Source organism: Cupriavidus sp. SIMBA_020 (assembly GCF_046535395.1).
In the GTDB taxonomy this organism is placed as follows: domain Bacteria; phylum Pseudomonadota; class Gammaproteobacteria; order Burkholderiales; family Burkholderiaceae; genus Cupriavidus; species Cupriavidus campinensis.
The window spans coordinates 234,318-252,070 of record NZ_JAWRWU010000009.1; the positions used below are offsets into that span (position 1 = coordinate 234,318).

Annotated in this window: 14 protein-coding genes and 1 pseudogene; 4 read left to right on the forward strand and 11 right to left on the reverse strand. The window is 66.3% G+C overall.

All coding sequences use genetic code 11. The features are described 5' to 3' along the window. Position 1: 1 nt before the first annotated feature. The 5 genes and pseudogenes from SB751_RS18755 to SB751_RS18775 all read right to left on the reverse strand — a co-directional run bounded on the left by SB751_RS18755 (position 2) and on the right by SB751_RS18775 (position 5,001). Entirely contained in the window at positions 2-715 is a 714-nt protein-coding gene (locus SB751_RS18755; protein ID WP_211944030.1) for a heme-copper oxidase subunit III family protein, read from the reverse strand. An 18-nt stretch (positions 716-733) separates the two neighbouring features. Beyond that, positions 734-1,402: a bb3-type cytochrome oxidase subunit III gene (locus SB751_RS18760; RefSeq protein ID WP_144196351.1), complete on the reverse strand. Its 669-nt coding sequence runs from the start codon at positions 1,400-1,402 to the stop codon at positions 734-736. Beyond that, complete coding sequence (ctaD, locus tag SB751_RS18765; protein WP_144196350.1) at positions 1,399-3,153, reverse strand: cytochrome c oxidase subunit I; 1,755 nt, start codon at positions 3,151-3,153, stop codon at positions 1,399-1,401. The genes SB751_RS18760 and ctaD overlap by 4 nt, the downstream gene beginning before the upstream one ends. A 19-nt stretch (positions 3,154-3,172) precedes the next feature. After that, positions 3,173-4,356, reverse strand: a pseudogene (locus SB751_RS18770) (c-type cytochrome). Between the two features lie 141 nt (positions 4,357-4,497). Further along, a complete protein-coding gene (locus tag SB751_RS18775; RefSeq protein WP_144196348.1) occupies positions 4,498-5,001 on the reverse strand; it encodes a hypothetical protein in 504 nt (167 codons plus the stop codon). Between the two features lie 281 nt (positions 5,002-5,282). On the opposite strand from SB751_RS18775, the gene SB751_RS18780 reads away from it, so the two are divergent. Next, entirely contained in the window at positions 5,283-5,465 is a 183-nt protein-coding gene (locus tag SB751_RS18780; RefSeq protein ID WP_066736414.1) for a hypothetical protein, read from the forward strand. A 46-nt stretch (positions 5,466-5,511) separates the two neighbouring features. Next, on the forward strand, positions 5,512-5,679 hold the full coding sequence (locus SB751_RS18785) for a hypothetical protein (RefSeq protein ID WP_211944029.1): 168 nt from the start codon (positions 5,512-5,514) through the stop codon (positions 5,677-5,679). A gap of 39 nt (positions 5,680-5,718) precedes the next feature. On the opposite strand, the gene SB751_RS18790 is transcribed toward SB751_RS18785, so the two are convergent. Continuing rightward, positions 5,719-9,762, reverse strand: coding sequence for a DUF748 domain-containing protein (locus SB751_RS18790; RefSeq protein WP_284454364.1), 4,044 nt, complete (start codon positions 9,760-9,762; stop codon positions 5,719-5,721). A 335-nt stretch (positions 9,763-10,097) separates the two neighbouring features. On the opposite strand from SB751_RS18790, the gene SB751_RS18795 reads away from it, so the two are divergent. Further along, on the forward strand, positions 10,098-11,408 hold the full coding sequence (locus SB751_RS18795; protein ID WP_144196346.1) for an MFS transporter: 1,311 nt from the start codon (positions 10,098-10,100) through the stop codon (positions 11,406-11,408). 57 nt (positions 11,409-11,465) lie between these two features. Here SB751_RS18795 and SB751_RS18800 read toward each other — a convergent pair whose 3' ends face one another. From SB751_RS18800 to SB751_RS18820, 5 genes are all read right to left on the reverse strand, one after another. Then, positions 11,466-12,533 (reverse strand): alpha/beta hydrolase family esterase, encoded by a 1,068-nt coding sequence (locus SB751_RS18800; RefSeq protein WP_410748286.1) that lies wholly within the window; start codon positions 12,531-12,533, stop codon positions 11,466-11,468. A gap of 253 nt (positions 12,534-12,786) precedes the next feature. Next, positions 12,787-13,659 (reverse strand): DUF2950 domain-containing protein, encoded by an 873-nt coding sequence (locus SB751_RS18805; RefSeq protein ID WP_377731627.1) that lies wholly within the window; start codon positions 13,657-13,659, stop codon positions 12,787-12,789. Between the two features lie 3 nt (positions 13,660-13,662). After that, positions 13,663-15,039 carry a DUF3300 domain-containing protein gene (locus SB751_RS18810; RefSeq protein WP_144196344.1) on the reverse strand — a complete coding sequence of 459 codons (1,377 nt, stop codon included), beginning with the start codon at positions 15,037-15,039 and terminating at the stop codon, positions 13,663-13,665. 50 nt (positions 15,040-15,089) lie between these two features. Next, a complete protein-coding gene (locus SB751_RS18815) occupies positions 15,090-15,458 on the reverse strand; it encodes a hypothetical protein (protein WP_409558930.1) in 369 nt (122 codons plus the stop codon). 96 nt (positions 15,459-15,554) lie between these two features. After that, entirely contained in the window at positions 15,555-15,848 is a 294-nt protein-coding gene (locus SB751_RS18820; RefSeq protein ID WP_144196343.1) for a transposase, read from the reverse strand. Positions 15,849-16,680: 832 nt separating this feature from the next. On the opposite strand from SB751_RS18820, the gene SB751_RS18825 reads away from it, so the two are divergent. Then, the gene (locus tag SB751_RS18825) at positions 16,681-17,634 is read left to right on the forward strand and encodes a LysR family transcriptional regulator (RefSeq protein WP_144196342.1); all 954 of its coding nucleotides are present in this window, start codon (positions 16,681-16,683) and stop codon (positions 17,632-17,634) included. Positions 17,635-17,753 lie beyond the last annotated feature (119 nt).

Genomic DNA, 17,753 nt, shown 5'->3' on the forward strand with positions numbered 1-17,753 from the left:
CTCACCAGAGATAGAACAGCGCGAAGATAAAGACCCAGACCAGGTCCACGAAGTGCCAGTACAGCCCGGAAATCTCCACAGGCTGGTAGTTGCCCGTGACGTCGTAGTGCCCGCGCTGCACCTTGTTGGCGATGACGAGCAGGTAGATCACACCACACGACACGTGGAAGCCGTGGAAGCCGGTAATCATGAAGAACGTGGAGCCGAACTGCGCCGCCCCCATCGGGTTGCCCCAGGGCCGCACGCCCTCGTGGATCAGCTTCGACCATTCGAACGCCTGCATGCCGACGAACGATGCCCCGAGGACCGCCGTGGCCAGCATCAGCATCGCGCATTCGCGGCGCTGGCGCCGGTAGGCGAAATTCACGGCCATCGCCATGGTGCCGCTACTCGTGATCAGCACGAACGTCATGATGGCGATCAGGATCAACGGCACCTGCCGGCCGGCGATCTCCAGCGCGAACACTTCGCTCGGATTGGGCCACGGCACGGTCGTCGACATCCGCACGGTCATGTAGCCGGTCAGGAAGCAACTGAATACGAACGTGTCGGACAGCAGGAAGATCCACATCATGGCCTTGCCCCACGACACCTTGAAGGCCATCTGGTCAGACGACCAGTCTGCGAGCAGGCCCTTCACGCCGGACGGCAAATGGTCTGCCATGCCGTGCGCCGGCGGCGTGGGCGATGTGGGCGACGAAACTGGCGAGGTCATCGGTATTCCCCTTCTCTGCTAGGCGGTGCCGCAGATGTAGCGGACGATCTCGGGCGTCAGCCAGCCCAGCGCACCCAGCAGCACGAGCCACAGCGCCAGCAGGAAGTGCCAGTACCGGGTACACAGGCCGATACGCGTCACTGTGCGCGTGCCGCTGCCGCGATCCATCGCCACATAGGCGAATGCGACCAGCCCGCCCACCACGTGCAGGCCATGCATGGCCGTGAGCAGGTAGAAGAAGCTGCCGGCGGGATTGTTGGCCGGCACCACATGCAGCGCGTACAGCGCCTGCCAGGCCCAGAGCTGCGACGCCACGAAGGCCGCAGCACCAAGACCGCCCAGGCGCAATGCCGTGCGCGCGCGCTCCATATGTCCCGCCCGCGCGGCACGCGTGGAAAGCTGCATCGCCACGCTGGCCGCAGCCAGCAGTCCGGTGGACAGCCATACCTGCCAGGGCAGCGCCACGCGATGCCAGTCCGGGCTGTCCATCCGCATTGCAAAGGCGACGAGAAACAGCGAGAACAGCGACGTGACGACGCCAATGAACGCCCACAGACCAATGCTGCCAGGCGCGCGCACCTCGCGGTCGTGTGTGGCGTCGCCCCCGCCGGGGCCGCCGCTCGGCCCCTCGCGTGAGACCCGGAACACGCCTGACGGCGATTGCGTGGCGATGGATTCGGCGTTCATGCCACGGCCCCCTTGCTTTCGTATGGCTCGGGCTCATGCCCACCCGCCTCCGGCGGCGCATTCTGGGCGATGAAGTCCTCCGGCGCGCCCGGCACGCTGTACGCATAGGCCCAGCGATAGACCACCGGCTGGTGCGGCCCCCAATTTCCGTGTACGGGCGGCGTATCGGGTGTCTGCCATTCCAGCGACGCCGCGCGCCAGGGATTCGGCCCCGCAGGCCGCCCGTGTCGCACGCTCCATGCAAGGTTGTAGACAAACAGCAGCTGTGCGAAGGCCACCACGAACGCAGCAATCGAGATATACATGTTCATCACGTGCGCCGACTCGGGAATGAAGCTGTAGTTGTCGAACGCGTAGTAGCGGCGCGGCATGCCCAGCACGCCCAGGTAATGCATCGGGAAGAAGATGGCGTAAGTGCCGATGAAGGTGACCCAGAAGTGGATATGCCCCAGCGTGTCGTTGAGCATGCGCCCGGTCACCTTGGGATACCAGTGGTAGAGGCCACCAAACACCACCAGGATCGGCGACACGCCCATCACCATGTGGAAATGCGCGACAACGAAATAGGTGTTGGAGAGCGGAATGTCCACGCTGACATTGCCGAGGAACAAGCCGGTCAGCCCACCAATCACGAAGGTGCTGATGAAGGCAATCGCGAAGAGCATCGGCACGGAGAAATGGATATCGCCACGCCACAGCGTGATGACCCAGTTGTAGACTTTGATGGCCGTTGGCACCGCGATGATCAGCGTTGTCGTGGCGAAGAAGAAGCCGAAATACGGATTCATGCCGCTGACAAACATATGGTGCGCCCACACCACCACGGAGAGCAGCCCGATGGCGAGGATGGCCCACACCATCGTGCGATAGCCGAAGATGCTCTTGCGCGAGTGCACGCTGACGAGGTCCGAGACGATGCCGAACGCCGGCAGCGCCACGATATAGACCTCCGGATGCCCGAAGAACCAGAACAGGTGCTGGAACAGCAACGGGCTGCCACCCTTATAGTCGAGCTGCTGGCCCATCGACACCATTGCCGGCATGAAGAAGCTCGTGCCGAGCGTCTTGTCGAGCAGCATCATCACGCCCGAGACGAATAGCGCCGGAAACGCCAGCAGCGCCAGGATGGTCGCCATGAAGATGCCCCACACGGACAGCGGCATGCGCAGCAGCGTCATGCCCTCGGTGCGCGCCTGGAGCACGGTGGTCACGTAGTTCAGGCCGCCCATCGTGGCAGCCACGATGAAGATCACCAGCGACACCAGCATCAGGATGATGCCCCAGTCATAGCCCGGCGTGCCGGGCAGGATGGCCTGCGGCGGGTAGAGCGTCCAGCCTGCGCCCGTGGGCCCGCCCGGCACGAAGAAGCTCGCCAGCAGTACGATCACCGACAGGAAATAGACCCAGAAGCTGAGCATGTTGAGGAACGGGAACACCATGTCACGTGCGCCCACCATCAACGGGATCAGATAGTTGCCAAAGCCGCCCAGGAACAGCGCCGTCAGCAGGTAGATCACCATGATCATGCCGTGCATGGTGACGAACTGGTAATAGCGGTTGGCGTCGATGAAATCGAACTTGCCCGGGAAGCCCAGCTGCATCCGCATGAGGTTGGAGAGCGCAACGCCGATCAGCCCTACGATGATCGCGACAATGGTGTACTGCACCGCGATTACCTTGTGGTCCTGACTCCAGATGTAGCGCGCCCCGAAGGTCTGCGGGCCGTGGTGGGCATCATCGGCGTAAGCCATCTCATCCTCCTCCCGCGCGTTACTTGCCCGCCTGCGGCGTGGCGGCCGCGCCGCTGCCGAGCGAACGGATATAGGCCGTCAGCGCGGCGACTTCCGCGTCGGAGACCGGCATTGGCGGCATCAGCGGCCCGAAGCCCTTGATCAGCCGCGCGTGCGGATCGACGATCTCGGTCTTCAGGAACGCATCGTCCACCGGCGCGCTGCTGCCGTCGGCGAACGTCTGCGTGCTGCCGTACAGCCCCTTCCATGTCGGCCCCACGCCGGGCTTGCCGTCCACGCTGTGACAGGCCACGCAACCCTTGCTCTGGGCCAGCGCGCGGCCCTGCTCGACGAGGTCGGTGCCGGAGGCCACCGTGGTCTCGGGCGTGGGCGTTGCGGCCGTGCCCGGTGCCGCGGCCATCGGTGGTGCTGTCTTGGCCATCGTCATCGCGAAGGTCTGCTGCTTGGCAAGCCATGCATCGAACGAAGCCTGGTCCTCCACAACCATGTGGCCGCGCATGTTGTAGTGCCCCACGCCGCACAGCTGCGCGCAGAGGATGTCGAACTTGCCGGCCTGCGTGGGCGTGAACCAGAACGAGGTGACCATGCCCGGCACCATGTTCATGCGCGCGCGGATCGGCGGTACGTAGAAGTCGTGCAGCACGTCTTTCGAGCGCAGCAGCACCTTCACCGGCCGGTTCAGCGGCAGATGCACCTCGGGCCCCACCACGATGATGTTGTCCTGCCCGCGCGGATCGTCGGGATTGATCCCGAGCGGGTTCGTCGCCGTGACGAAGCGCGCATCGGATGTGCCGAGCTGCCCGCTCTTGCCGGGAAAGCGGAACGCCCATTGCCACTGCTGGCCCACCACCTCCACCACCATCGCATCGCGCGGCGGGCGCACGTAGTCGGCGTAGACGATCAGCCCCGGCCCCACATCGCGATGATGCCGATGGCAGTGAGGCCGATCAGCCATAGCTCCAGCTTGCGATTCTCCGGCTGATAGGCAGCGCGATGCCCCGCGCGATGGCGGTAGCGCCACACGACGTAGCCGATGAACAGGTTAATGACGATGAAGAAGAAGCCCGTGATGACCAGCGTAATGGTCAACGTATCGTCCATCTGTTTCCAGTTGGACGCGAGCGGCGTCGCCCACCACGGGCTCACGAAATGAAAGAGCACCGAAGCGACGACGATGACGACGAGTGCGATGGCTATCGCCATATCCACCCTCCTCCACGCGGAGGCAGTACCGCGAGGGATGCGCAGGTCACGCAGGTGGAATAAGACTAGTGCATGGTCTCAGGTCACTGCAAGGCGACATCGCCGCGCCGTCGTGCGGCGATGCACAAACTCGCCAGGGATCTAGTGCGATACGTCTCGGCTCTCCAGCTTCCAGTAGCAGAGCGCGATGGCCATGCCGAACACCAGGTGCCCGATCAGCGTGTGCCAGCCGCGCGCATCCACGAACCACGGAAACACGCGCGTCATGACATAGAAGTTGAACAGGTAGACCACCAGCCCGAACACGGCGCCGGCCAGCATCGACATGCCCACGCTCGAATCCAGCTGGAACGGCGCGATGAGCGCACAGAGCACCATGCCAAGTATCGCGCCCAGCACGAAATGGATGATCACGGCCACGGCCACGGTTCCGACGCTGAACAGCGAGGTCTGCAACACGTCCTGGCCCATCACGATGGCTGCGATCATGCGCGTGGTGCCCCATGGATGGACCCCCGATACCATCGTCGACCAGAACATCTCGAGCACGATCAGCAGCGCGCCGGCTGCGAGTCCCGATACGGCGGCCGCGGTCCAGTCTGGCAAGCGGCGCACGTAATGGTGCGATTGCATGTGAAGTTCCATGGCGTCCTCCTACGTCGAACATTGTTTCCGATCCAATGCGCAGCGCCCGGCGGCGCCGTGGCGCGCGCTGAGTCCAGCATAGGACACGCGCCCACGCGCGGCGGCGGCCCGTGCCGATTTGCGTACCTCGGCGCGGGTCATGTCTCGTGGGAGATACCTGGGGCGTTGCGTGCGCTGCACGCACGTTTCAAACGCTGCGGGAGAACCCTGAGTCCGGCGGCCTTGTATTCGCCACACAGGGCCTATACTGGAAACACAAAGAAGCAAGACAGGAGACCGCCATGATCCACCTACAGGCGCACGATCTTGTATTTCTGATCCCCATGGCGCTCGTCGGGCTACTGGCGATGGGCGCGATTCCGGTGGCCGCCAAGGCGTTACGCATCAGTTGCCGTTGCGCCGGCGCGATCATCGGCGTCTTGTTAGGCGTGCTGGTCCTGGAGGCGTTGCCGCTGCTGATCTAGGCAAGACCCGCAGCGAGGCGCCTCTGTAAGTGAGAGGAGAGGCGCGATGTCACTCACCCTGCTCGCCGCCCTGATGGCGGCGCTGCTCGCCGTGACTGTCGCGAGCGCGATCTGGCACTGCAGCCATCCGTACCGGATGCGCTACAGGCGCTGCGCGCGCGAGCGCAGGCGCCGCATGGGCATCTGCCGCCAGCCACCCCGCCACCACGGATGACGGGGGCCGATGACCGGCCCCCGCGCCCGGCCATCCCCATCATTGTCGAATCGAGAAATCGACCCGGTTCGGTCCGCCTTTGTCCTTGATCCCTTCAGCCGTCAGCTTCGGCGCGGTCAGGAATAGTTTCGCGTCTGGCACCTTGCCGTCGCGTTCCAGCGCCTGCTTGACGGCCAGCGCACGCTGGTCAGCCAGCGCCCGCAACTCGGTATCGGTCACGGGGGCGTGTTCCAGCAGCAGCTTTTCCATCTCCTGGGTAGACAACGACTTGTTCAGGCCGATGAAGTTGGTGGGCTTCCTGAACGACTCGCGCTTGTACACCGCTGCCACGTACTTTGGATACTCCTGCGGCGACACCGTCACCCGCGCGCCCTGCTCGCCGCCTTCGCCTTCCTCCGCCTGCGCGCCTGCCTGTGCACTGCGGCGCAGCTCGCGCTGCTTGGCTTCTGCCACGCGCTGGTCCAGCCAGACGCGGCGGGCGCCATCGGCATCGGTCGCCGGATCGATCCGCCCGCTGATCTCCAGACGCAACGAAGGCCGGTCGTTGAGTGCCTTGCCCACCGTAGTGATCTTGTCGCGCGCGGCATCGGTCAGCGTAGAGGAACCCGGCGCGAACTCGATATAGCCCAGCTCCTCGCCGCTGCCGCCAAACGCCGAGGCAATCAGCGAGAACGGCGACGTGATGGCCTTGGTAAGCAGGTTGACGATCACACGCACGATCACGCCGCCGATGCTGAACTCGGGGTCGGACAGCGACCCCGACACCGGCAGGTTCACATCGATCACCCCGTTGCGGTCCTTCAGCAACGACACGGCCAGCAGCACCGGCAGCTTCACCGCGTCCGGGCTGTCTACGCGCTCGCCGAAGGTCAGCTGATCCAGGTAGAGGTGGTTGCGGGCGTCGAGCTTGCCATTCTCGATCTTGTACCCCACGTCCACCGTGAGCTTGCCCTTGGTGATCGGGTAGCCGGCGTACTTGGCCGCGTAGGGGGTCAGGCGCGTCAACTCCACGCCGGCCGCCTTCGCGGCGATGTCGAGATACAACTGCTCGCCGAGCGGATTGATCTTGCCGCTGATGCTGACCGGCGCGTCGTCGTCGAGCCGGCCGTCGAGCACGAGATCTGCCGGCGTCGGGTCCGCCGACGATACCTTCGACACCGAGCCCTTCATGTCGGTCAGGTTCGCCGTGTAGTTCGGCTTGATGAAGAAGTCCGAGAAATTGATGTTGCCCTTCTGGATTGCCACGCCGCCGAGCCGGATCTGCGGACGCGGGCCAGCAGGTGCCGGCGCCGCGGCCGGTGCCTTGGCCTGCGGGGGCGGAGCCGCCGGCGCGGAGGCGGCGGGTGCCGAGGCAGGGTTCGCCTGCGTCAGACTGGTGGAGGGCGCCGCTTCGCCCTTCTCCGCGCCGCCCGCCATCACGTCCTGCAGGTTGAGCCGGCCATTGGCATTGAGAATCACGCGCGCATAGAAGTCGGACAGCGACACGCTGTTGATACCCAGCTGCAGCGGCCCCTTGGCCTCGTCCATGTTGAAGTCGACGCCGGTCACGGCCAGCGCGCGCCAGCGCAGGAAGTCCTCGCCACTGATGCGGTCCACCGTGCGGACGTTGCCGGCCAGCACGTTGCCGTTGAAGCGCGCCGCAATCGGCTTGCCGGCTGGCGCCACCACGCCGAGCTTGCCCTTCACCGACAGCAGGCCGCTGCGCAGCGCCGCGTTGAAGCGGTCCGCCATGTACGGCTGGAGCGACGTCATGTCGATGTCGCGCAGGTCCACCTGCAATTGCGCGGCCGGCAGCGTCGGCGTGACATCGCCGTCCAGGCTCATCACGCCCTTGCGGCCACTCTCCGCATGCAGCTTCAGCGGCATTGCGCCGGCCGCGAGCGGCCAGGTCACGGTGCCCGTGGTCAGGCCGATATTGCGGAACTGATGGATGACCGGCCGGCCGCGATTCGCCTCGGCCGGCGCATAGTCCGCCAGCCGTGCGGCGCCCCCTTCGACCGATACCTTGCCGAGCCGGACTTTCCATCCCGGCGGGGCAGCAGCGCCGTTGCGCCCATTCGGGGCGCTGGCGGCGGGCGCAGCCGGGGCGGGCTTGGCGGGCACCGCCTTCCGCTCGGCGGATTCCACCGCCCAGATGCGGGCCATTTCCAGCAGTTCGCCGTGATGGTCCCGGGTGGCAGCGATCTGCGGCTTCACGAGCGAGACCTGCCCGGCCTCGAAGCTCTGCCGCGCCAGGTCGAGGTTGATGTCCTCGAGCACAAGCTTGTCGGCCCTGACCAGCGGCAGCTTGTCGCCCTCCAGATCGGCGGCGCGGCGCGTGACGCGCAGCGCACGGCCCCTGCCGTTGCCCGTGTTGTTGCCCCGGGCAGCCGATTCGGCGCGTGCGGCTTGCCGTTCGGCTTGCCGTGCCGCTTGCCGTTCGGCATTGGCCGGGCGTTCGGCCGCAGCCGGGGTGGCCGGCAGGACGATCGGTTCGCGCGTGGCCACGTAGACCGGCGACAGTTCCAGCCGGGATTTCTCCAGCGTGAACTGGAACACCGGCTGGGACCACGCCATCTTGTAGTGGAGTTCGGCATTGATGCCGGTGTCGCCAAACTGACTGCGCAGTTCGCGCGGCCACCAGGCAGCGAAGCCCTGCGGCCGCAGCCCCGTGGATTCGAGCGTGCCGGCCAGCGTGCCCTGGGCCAGCGCCAGCTCCCCGGTGTGCCTGAGGGTCTGGCCGTCGGCGATGGTTATCGTCGCGTCGAGCTTCGCCGGCTTGTCGCCGGTGCTGGCCAGGCCAGCCACGTCCACGCTGACCGGGCCAAGATCGAGCTTGCCGGGGCCGGACGGCGCGAGTTCATCGACAAAGCCAATCCGCGCATTCTTGAGCGCCACGCGCTCCACGGCATAAGACCACGGCACCTCCTCGGCCTTCGGCGGCGCCTGCACGCCGGCAGCGGCCGGGGCGGAGGCGGGAGCGGCGGGCGCAGCCGGGGCGGCGGCAGGCGCCGGCGCCGGTGCCGGTGCTTTCGCGGCTTCCGGCAGAAAGGCCGTGGCGAGGTTCAGCGTGCCGTCGGCGCGCCGGGCGGCCTGCAAACCCAGACCCTCCAGCTCGATGCTGCGAATCTGCGCCTTGTGTGCGAGCGGCTCGAGCCGGCCCACGTCCACGGTCAGCTTGCCGGCCTTGAGCAGTTCCGCGCCTGCGTGCGTGCGCACATCGGCATCGCGCAGGGTCACCGTGCCGGTGACGAACAGGTCCTGCTTGTCCTTGTCCTGCCGGAACCCGATGTTCAGGCGCGTATCGACCAGCCCGCCCTTGACCTCGGCATCTTTCAGGCGCGGCGCGAACGCCATGTAGCGCGCCACCTCCAGGCCGTCCAGGTTGACGTTGAGATTGGTCTCGCGCGTGTCGGCAAATGGCTGCGTGGTGCCAGCCAGCGCCAGCGGCGTGCCGTTGATCTTCGCAAACAGCGTCGGCCGCGTGTTGATCGTGGCGTCGTGCGGCAGGTTCGAGAGGAAGGGCAGCGTCAGCGTGAAATTTTCCACGCGCTGCACCGTATCCAGCACCTTGTCCTCGTAGACGAAGCTGGAGTTGGACACCGCGATATTGCTGACGGAGAAACGCGCCGGCTTGCTGTCAGCCGGCTTGGGCGGCTGGGCGGCAAAGCGCTCCTGCACATCGGCGAAATTCATGCGCCCCTGTGCATTACGCGTCACACGAACGGCCAGCCTGTCGATATGGAGGAAGTCCACCACCGGCGCGAGGTGCCACACCGAGGCCGCCGAGGTATTGGCCTCGATCTGCCCCAGCGTCACCATCGGCGTCTTGCCGTCAGGCTCGAAAATGGTCAGGTCGTTCAGCGTCGCGGCCAGCTCGAACGGCCGCACGTGTGCCGCGCCGAGCGTGACCTTGCGGCCCAGCGCCTCGGTCGCATTCTTCTCGACCAGATATTTGATCAGCGGCGGTCCGCCAAAGTAGCCGGCGAGTCCGAAAATCGCCAGCGCGGCTACCGCACCGCCCGCCACGCGCAACGCCACCCGCCTGCGGGGCGTCGCCATGGCCGCCCCGGTGGCGGCCTGGATGGAATCCTTGAAAGCCATGTCACCCCAGAAGATTTGACCCCACACGCCAATGTCGTCGGCTTTTTTTATGGTTCGCCGATGGCGCTTTGTATCCCGGATTTCACTTCTTTTGGGCATTATTGTGACGGATTATGGCAGGCCGACGGGCGATTTTGAATCCGGCCGCGCCAAAATCAAATGGCGGGTGGGTCGTTCTGGTATCTTTACGCCTTTGCGAAGCGTCCCGTGGCGCCCCCGCCGGCCTACCCGCCGGCCACAGGCCCGCCCATTCCGCGCTGTCATCCGTTCGGCCGTCCCCTCCACGTCATCCGTGTTGCGCGCTTCGCATGTGAATTCACCATGCGAGTCATTTCATGCCTACCACCAGCAGTACTGTCGGGGCTCTGGGCGCGCAGGACGGCAAAGCCGCCCGCCCGCTGACCGGACAGGATTACAAGACGCTTGCCCTCGCCGCCCTGGGTGGCGCGCTCGAGTTCTACGACTTCATTATTTTCGTCTTCTTCGCCACCGTGATTGGCGAGCTGTTCTTCCCGCCTTCCGTGCCGGACTGGCTGCGCCAGCTTCAGACCTACGGTATTTTCGCCGCCGGTTACCTGGCACGCCCGCTGGGCGGGATCATCATGGCGCACTTCGGCGACCTGCTCGGCCGCAAGAAGATGTTCACGCTGTCCATCCTGCTGATGTCCGTGCCGACGATGCTGATGGGCCTGCTGCCCACCTATGCCGCGATTGGCCTGCTGGCGCCGATCGCGCTGCTGATCCTGCGCATCCTGCAGGGCGCGGCCGTCGGCGGTGAGGTGCCGGGCGCCTGGGTCTTCGTCTCGGAGCACGTGCCGCCTCGCCGCATCGGCTACGCCTGCGGCACGCTCACGGCGGGCCTGACCGCCGGCATCCTGCTCGGCTCGCTCGTGGCCACCGGCATGAACACCGTGTTCACGCCGGCCGAGCTGCATGACTACGGCTGGCGCCTGCCGTTCCTGCTGGGCGGCGTGTTCGGCATCGGCTCGATGTACCTGCGCCGCTGGCTGCATGAGACGCCCGTGTTCGCCGAGCTCCAGCAGCGCAAGGCGCTCGCCGCCGAAATGCCGCTGAAGTCCGTCGTGCGCGACCATCGCGGCGCGGTGGTCGTGTCGATGCTGCTCACGTGGATGCTCTCCGCCGGCATCGTCGTGGTGATCCTGATGACGCAGGGCTTCCTGCAGAAGTCGTATCACTTCGACGGCCGCACCGCGCAGCTGGCCACCAGCATCGCCACGCTCTGCCTGTCGGTCGGCTGCATCGTGGCTGGCCTGCTGGCCGACCGTTTCGGTGCCCGGCTGACGCTGTCGGTGGGCGGCACGCTGCTCGCCATCAGCGCCTATGTGCTCTATACGACGATTGGCGCGCGCCCGGACCTGCTGATTCCGCTGTACGCGGTGGCCGGCTTCTTCGTTGGCTCGATCGGCGCCGTGCCGTACGTGCTGGTGCATGCCTTCCCGCCGCAGGTGCGGTTCTCGGGCCTGTCCTTCTCGTATAACGTGGCCTACGCCATCTTCGGCGGCCTGACGCCGGTGGTGGTGACGCTGATGCTCAAGAACGATCCGCTCGCCCCGGCGCACTACGTGGTGGCGGTATGCGTGATTGGCGTGGTGACGGCGCTGTTCGTGCGGAAGCGTTCGCACTGACGTCCCGATACTCGCCGCAAAGAAAAACGGGGAAGGCTGCTGGCCTTCCCCGTTTTTTTATGCCCCGCCGCGTCGGTGATCGCGGAAAAACTGCCACATCAGCTTGCTGGCGTCAGGGCCGGTATCGCTGTGGTAGCGCACCTTGCCGTCGCCGCCGCTCCAGGCGTGGCCCAGGCCGGCTACTTCCACGAGACGCACGAGATCGCGGTTCCAGCGGCCGAAGCGCGCGTCGCGGAAATCGCCATCCGGCACCGGCGGCGCGTCGTTGGCCGGCGCGGTGCCCAGGCGGTCGTCGAGGCGGTTATAGGCCAGGAACTGGCGCGCCAGCAGGCGGCCATTGACCGGATGCACCGCTTCGTCGGCCAGCCCATGCAGCACGATGGCCGGCATCACCGGGCCGCCCGGCACCGCACCGGCGGCGTCGAGCAGCCAGGCCGGCTCGGCCGCCGAGCCATGCTGCATCGCCCGGAGCCCGGCCCGGGGCGAATCGGCGGCGCCAATCACCACCCCTGAGTGCAGCCCCACGGCCGCCACCTTGCTCGGATAGCGCAGCGCAACCACCGCGGCCATCGCCGCGCCGGCGGAAAGCCCCGCCAGATAGATCTGGTCCGCGCGCACGTCGGGGCGGCTCGCCAGTTCGTCGATCAGCATCGCCACGGCCTGCGCCTCGCGGCCACCTTCGCCGGCGGCAAGGTCGAACCACTGCCAGCACCGATGCACCGAGCGCCGCAGCGGCTGCTGCGGATAGGCGACGATAAAGCCCTCGCGCTCGGCCAGCGCGTTCATGCGCGTGCCGGCTGCGAAATCTTCCGGGGTCTGCTGGCAGCCGTGAAGCATCATCACCACGGGCAGCGCGCCCTTGGCGCCGGATGGAATATAGAGACGGTACGAGAGCTGCGGCACCAGTTCGCCCGGCAATGGGGCGAGGCCGAGCTTCAAGGACTGCCACGTGCCGGGCAGGTCGCCCGGCGCGGTGTCACCCGGGGCCGGAGTGCGGCGGCGGGTTGCTGGAGACGCCAAGTCGAGGCGCCCCAGCCATGTTCGGATTTGCTTTGCGGTCCGGAATTGCGTGCGACCGATTTGTCGCAGTTGCGTCTCCCAGTCCGTCGACAGGCTTTTGGCCATATGAAGACTCCTGCTCATCTAGGAACGGGCCCCCTCCGCTATTGTGCGACGCAGCATACCATAGTCGGCCTGCTGGATTAGGGCCATTGTCTGCAAAGCACAACATGAGATTTCGAAACAGTTTTCCCCTTGCCGCGAGGGCGGCCGCCCCCCATGAGGCGCGGGAGAATAGCTATGGCGTTTCAGCGAAAAAGAAAGAAAAAGGCGCCATGAAGGCGCCTGTTCTGACAAAGATACAGCGGGATAGTGGAATCTACTGCTCTGCCACCTTTGTCCATCCCTCGGGCGAAAATGTGCGCAATGCGGCAGCCCGGCTGGCTGTGGAGGCGCCCAGGTCGCGCTCATAAAAGTGGCGCTCACTGTCCAGGATGAAGGTGTTGACGCCGCTGTCGCCATAGCGGGCCGGCCAGGCAACGATTGCGTATTGGGCGCTGCTGCCCTTCGGCGCGGCGATGATGCGGTAGCGGTAGCCGTAGAACGCCTCATTCGGGGGGGCGTCCGGGCCCATCGCCAGTGCATCGGGGCCGAGCGGACTGTCGTTCTCGGCCGAAGACGACGGCCAGTACAGCCCGTTGGTCTTGCCCGGGCTGCTGACGAGCTGGGTCGCGTAGCGGCCATTGCCGACCAGCTCGGCGTAGCGCTGCTGCGCGTCCGCCAGCTGGAGCAGGGTGTCCATCGTCACCAGTTCGTTGCGGCCGATGCGCCGCACATGCACCTCGCGCTGGCCGGCCGGCATGTCGAACTGCCAGCCCGCCTTGCGTTTGACGATGGGCACAGGGAAGGTCCAGCCGCTCTCCCCCACCGCCACGCGCGCCGTCTCTTCGCCCACGCGCTCCACCGCATGGTGGCGCGACCAGGCCGCCAGGAACTCGTAGATATCATCCTGATCGACGCCCTGCGGCGGCAGCAGCGTCCGGTAGTTCGGGCCGAGCACGCCCTTGAGCGCATCGTGGTCGCTGCGGGCGATGGCATCGCCCAGCGCGTCCGAGGCGGCCTCGGGCGAGGGATAGACCCGCTGCGCCAGCGCCGGCGCGGACACCGCCAGCAGCGGCACAGCCAGCAGCGCGGCGCCGAGGAACCGGCGCACGGTGCGTTTCATGGTGGCGGACATCGTCGCTCTCATCATGTCTTATCTCCGACCATGTCCAAAATGACCGCCACCGCCGCCGCCACCGCCTCCACCGAAGTGCGCGCCGCCCCCTCCGCCGCCGCCACGCTGCGGCATGGACCGCTGCGCCGGCTGGCTGGCGCGTTGCATGCCACCGGCATTCCCAGCGCGCTGGAAGCCGCCCGAACTCCCGCCGCGCTGCACCTGCTGGCGCATGCGGTCGCCGTTGCCGGCATCGCGGAAGGCGCTGTCACGATTGCTGTCCCGTGCGCGGTCGCGCGCGGCGGACTGGTCGGCCCGCTGGCGGTCGGCGCCGGCTGGCCGGGGGTTCTGCACGCCACCCGCGCCGGCGCGATTGACGTTCGGCCCGTGGCCGGCGATCGACTGGCCCGTGCGGCCCTGGAACGATTGCGCGGCGCGGTCACGCGCGGCATCGCGCGAGCCCGCCTGTGGCGTGGGCCGGCCGCCCGGGCCACCCTGCCCAAGCCGCTGCCCGCCCTGCCCCGCCTGCCCCACCTGCCGGTTGGCCAGCCCTTGCTGCCGCTGCGCGTCGAACCGGTTCGCCACATTCGAATTCTTGTACGGCACATTGCCGCGATTGGCCGGATTGTGCTGCCAGTTCACGTTGGAGCGGTTCACGTCGAGCCGCTGGTTCACATTGATATTGTTGTAGCGATTGACGTTGATGTTCACGTCGTGCGAGTTCCAGTTGAACCCGCCCCACAGTGAATTGACGGCGGCCACGCCAAGGCCAAAGCCCACGCCCGCCACCAGGGCGCTGGCGAAGACCGACCCGGGAGGCGGCGGATAGTAGGCCGGCGGATAGGCCGGATAGGGCCACGCGCCGTAGACCACGGTCGGGTTGTAGGTCGGCACGTAGACCACTTGCGGATTGGCAGGCTCGATCTGCACGATGGTCGTGCCGCCAGACTGCTGCGTCACCACCTTCTGCTGCTCGGTGGTCTTCAGCGTGCCGGCCTTCTGCGCCTGCACGCGCAGGCGCTGCACCGAGTCCATCACGTCATCGGGCTGGGCGAGAAAGGCATCGCCCACCGAGTTTACCCATTGCGGCTGGCGGCCCATCATGTCCATCACGGATGGGAACGCGACGAGCGACTGCACGCTAGGGTCCCACTGCTCGTTGGCCACCGCCTTGGTCGCCGCGTCGCCGGAGAGACTGGCGTTGGCCTTCGACCACTCCGCCGCCGCGGCCACATCGGCCGGGTAGGTCGACGCCATCAGCACCTGCGACAGCAGCGCATCGGGATAGAGCGCCACGGGTGCCAGCAACTGGTCGAGATGCGCATTGTCGAGCTTGGCCTGCGCCCAGGCGGCCCCGCCGCCGAGCAACAGCATCCATCCACAGCACCACGCCAGAATACGTCGCAACCGGTACATATTGGCTCCCACAATGACGGATGAGGGCGGACAAGGACAAACGAGGGGGACTACCTGGCCGACTGCGCGCACTCCTGGCGATAAGCCTCTTCCAGCCGCTTGCGATCAGGTGCGCGCTCCAGCGTGGAATAGGTGCGGCCATCGGCGGTAGTCACGGACGACTTGCCCTGTTCCCACTGCTGCGGCGCCTTGGACAGGCCGTTGAGCTGGTCCAGCAGCTGACGGCAGTGCTCGCGCTGCGAGACGCCCGGCGTGGGGCCCTCGCCGTTGAGCGTCGCCGTGGCCGGGTCGAGCATGCGTGGGGGCGGCGGCGCGATCATCGGCGTGCCCGGGTCCACCGGCGGCGTCTGCGCCCATGCCATGCCCGCTGTCATCACCAGCCCAATACCCACACCCCACGCTACGAAAAACGGCTTCACCAGGAAACTCCGGAAACTGCTGGCGAGGCACGCACGCATCGCCATGACGATAAACACCGGCCCGCACGCCCAGACAACGGCGACCCGCGCTACGCGCTAGCGGTCCTTGCCGTTGCCATCGCCATTGCGGCCGGTACGGTTGCGCAGCAGCTCGAGCTTGAGCAGTGCGTCCGCAAGCATACTCTTAAGTCGCGCGTTCTCCTGCTGCAACTGGCGCAGCCGGCGCCCGTCCGGCACATCGGATTCGCGTGCCGGGCCGTACTTCGCGCGCCATCCGTAGAACGACGCATCGCTGAAACCATAGCGCGCGCAGAGCTCCCGCACGGGCACCCCGCTGGCGGCCTCGGCCAGGTACATGCGGATCTGCTCCTCCGAATAGCGTCTGTTCATCCGAATGCCTCCGCTTGCCAAGCGCCCGCCCCGCGCAGGTACGCGGCCTGCCCACCCTGCCGGTAAGGTAGCCCAATGCCCGGGCAAAAGGAATTCAGTGTCTTTGCAGCGCGAGTTAAGCAAATTAACGACCCGGCCACGTGCCGCGCGTGGTCCGAGTCCGCGTCAGGCACGTCCGATGCTGACAGGAAAATGGCGCAAATTTCGGTATTCCAAATTGGACAAATTCATGCCATCACCCACTGCCGGACAGTCGCTTCAAACCCTTCAGGCACTGTGGGCGCATTCTCGCAAACACCGGTCGTGCAGAGTGGCCGCCGCCCTGCAAGCCGCGCCAGGCAGGGATTTCGCGTTGTCTGATTGTCCGGACATAAGGCTGGACATGCGTGCGCGAATTGTCAGGATTCGAACCGTGTTCCTAGTAGTTTGCTAAATGATGTATTAAGATTCCTCGGCACCAACTAAATTTCGAAACGCCTGCAAAGAGTGCCACAGCGCGCTTTTGGACAGGCGACTACCGGCGCGGATTTCATTGCCGCCGCCAACCGGCCTGAGGAAGAAGGGGACCACTGCTAACCGCCACGCGCCACGCAACGATCTGGAGTTGCGCGACGAACTCGTGGCATGCACTGCAGATTTCGGTAACCCGGGCGACTCTTGACCCTTTGCATTTTCCCGCCCTCTGGTAGTTCATGAGTCCTGGCAGTTTCGGCTTGGTCCGGCACGGGGGTGCCGACGCGCTTTTCAAGCCGCGACCACACAGGCAGGAAGTCGCAACTTCCGTAGTGCCCACAAAAAATAAAATCAACAATCTGGATCGGGAGAAGTCAGCATGCGGCACGTCAGCACCAAGCTTTTGCACGTCTTTGTCCTGTTGATGGAGTATCGGGACCTCAACGCGGTGGCGGCCTGCACCCAGGGCCGTGTCCCTACCGTAGCCTATAGCCTCGCCCGGTTGCGCGAGATCACCGGCGACGCGCTGTTCGTCAAGCGCAATGGCACGCTGGAGCCGACACCCCACGCGCTGCGGCTCGAGCATACTGCCAGGCAGATTCTGGCCAAGTGGAATCTGCTGGTGCGTCCGCTGGCCGAAAGCGCGCAACCTGGCCCCAGCGGACGTCGTATTTCCATTGGTTTTTCATCATCAATTGGCGATCCGGTCATCACCGAGATCCTCAGCACGCTGTGCGAGCAGTTTCCCCAGGACAGTTTCGTCACGCGGCCGGTCATCGCCGATGCCTCGCTGGCCGGCAACCTGGACACCGGTGAGCTCGATTGCGCCTTCGTGGTGGATGGCGCCACCGTGCCGGACGGTGTGATGCCGCACAGCATCCTTGCCACACCGCGCCGGCTGGTCAGCGCGGCGCGCGCCCATGGCCCCGACGACGCGGAGAGCGACTGGATCCTGCTGCAGGAAGACTGCGAGGCCGGCAGCCCGCTGCGTGCGTTCCTGGCCCGGCAGGCCAATACGCCGGGACATCGGGAGACCGTGGTGCCCTCCTGGCACACGCAGATCACGCTGTTGCACGCGGCCGGCGGCATCTGCCCGGTACTCGACTTCAACGTGCCGCTGGTCACGCGCGACCGCAAGACGCGCCTGCTGGCGCCGCCGGGCAGCTTCCCGGGCTGGGCCTCGCTCCAGTTCTGGACCGCCGAGCAAACCCCGGACCGCGTGGCGTTGCGCGACATCATGGACGTGGGTGCCGCCGTGCTGCGGGACCCCATCCGTGCCATCGAGAACCGCCGGCAGGGCCGGCCAGAGACACGCCGTCTGGCGGTGGCCTGACGCGCGCGCCCCCGGCGCCCCCGCGCCGGGACACCCACCCAGACACCCTCAGACCCCGCGCGGCAACCGCCGCGCGGGGTCTTTCCTTTCCGGCCATCCCTTTCCGCACAAGCGCAAGT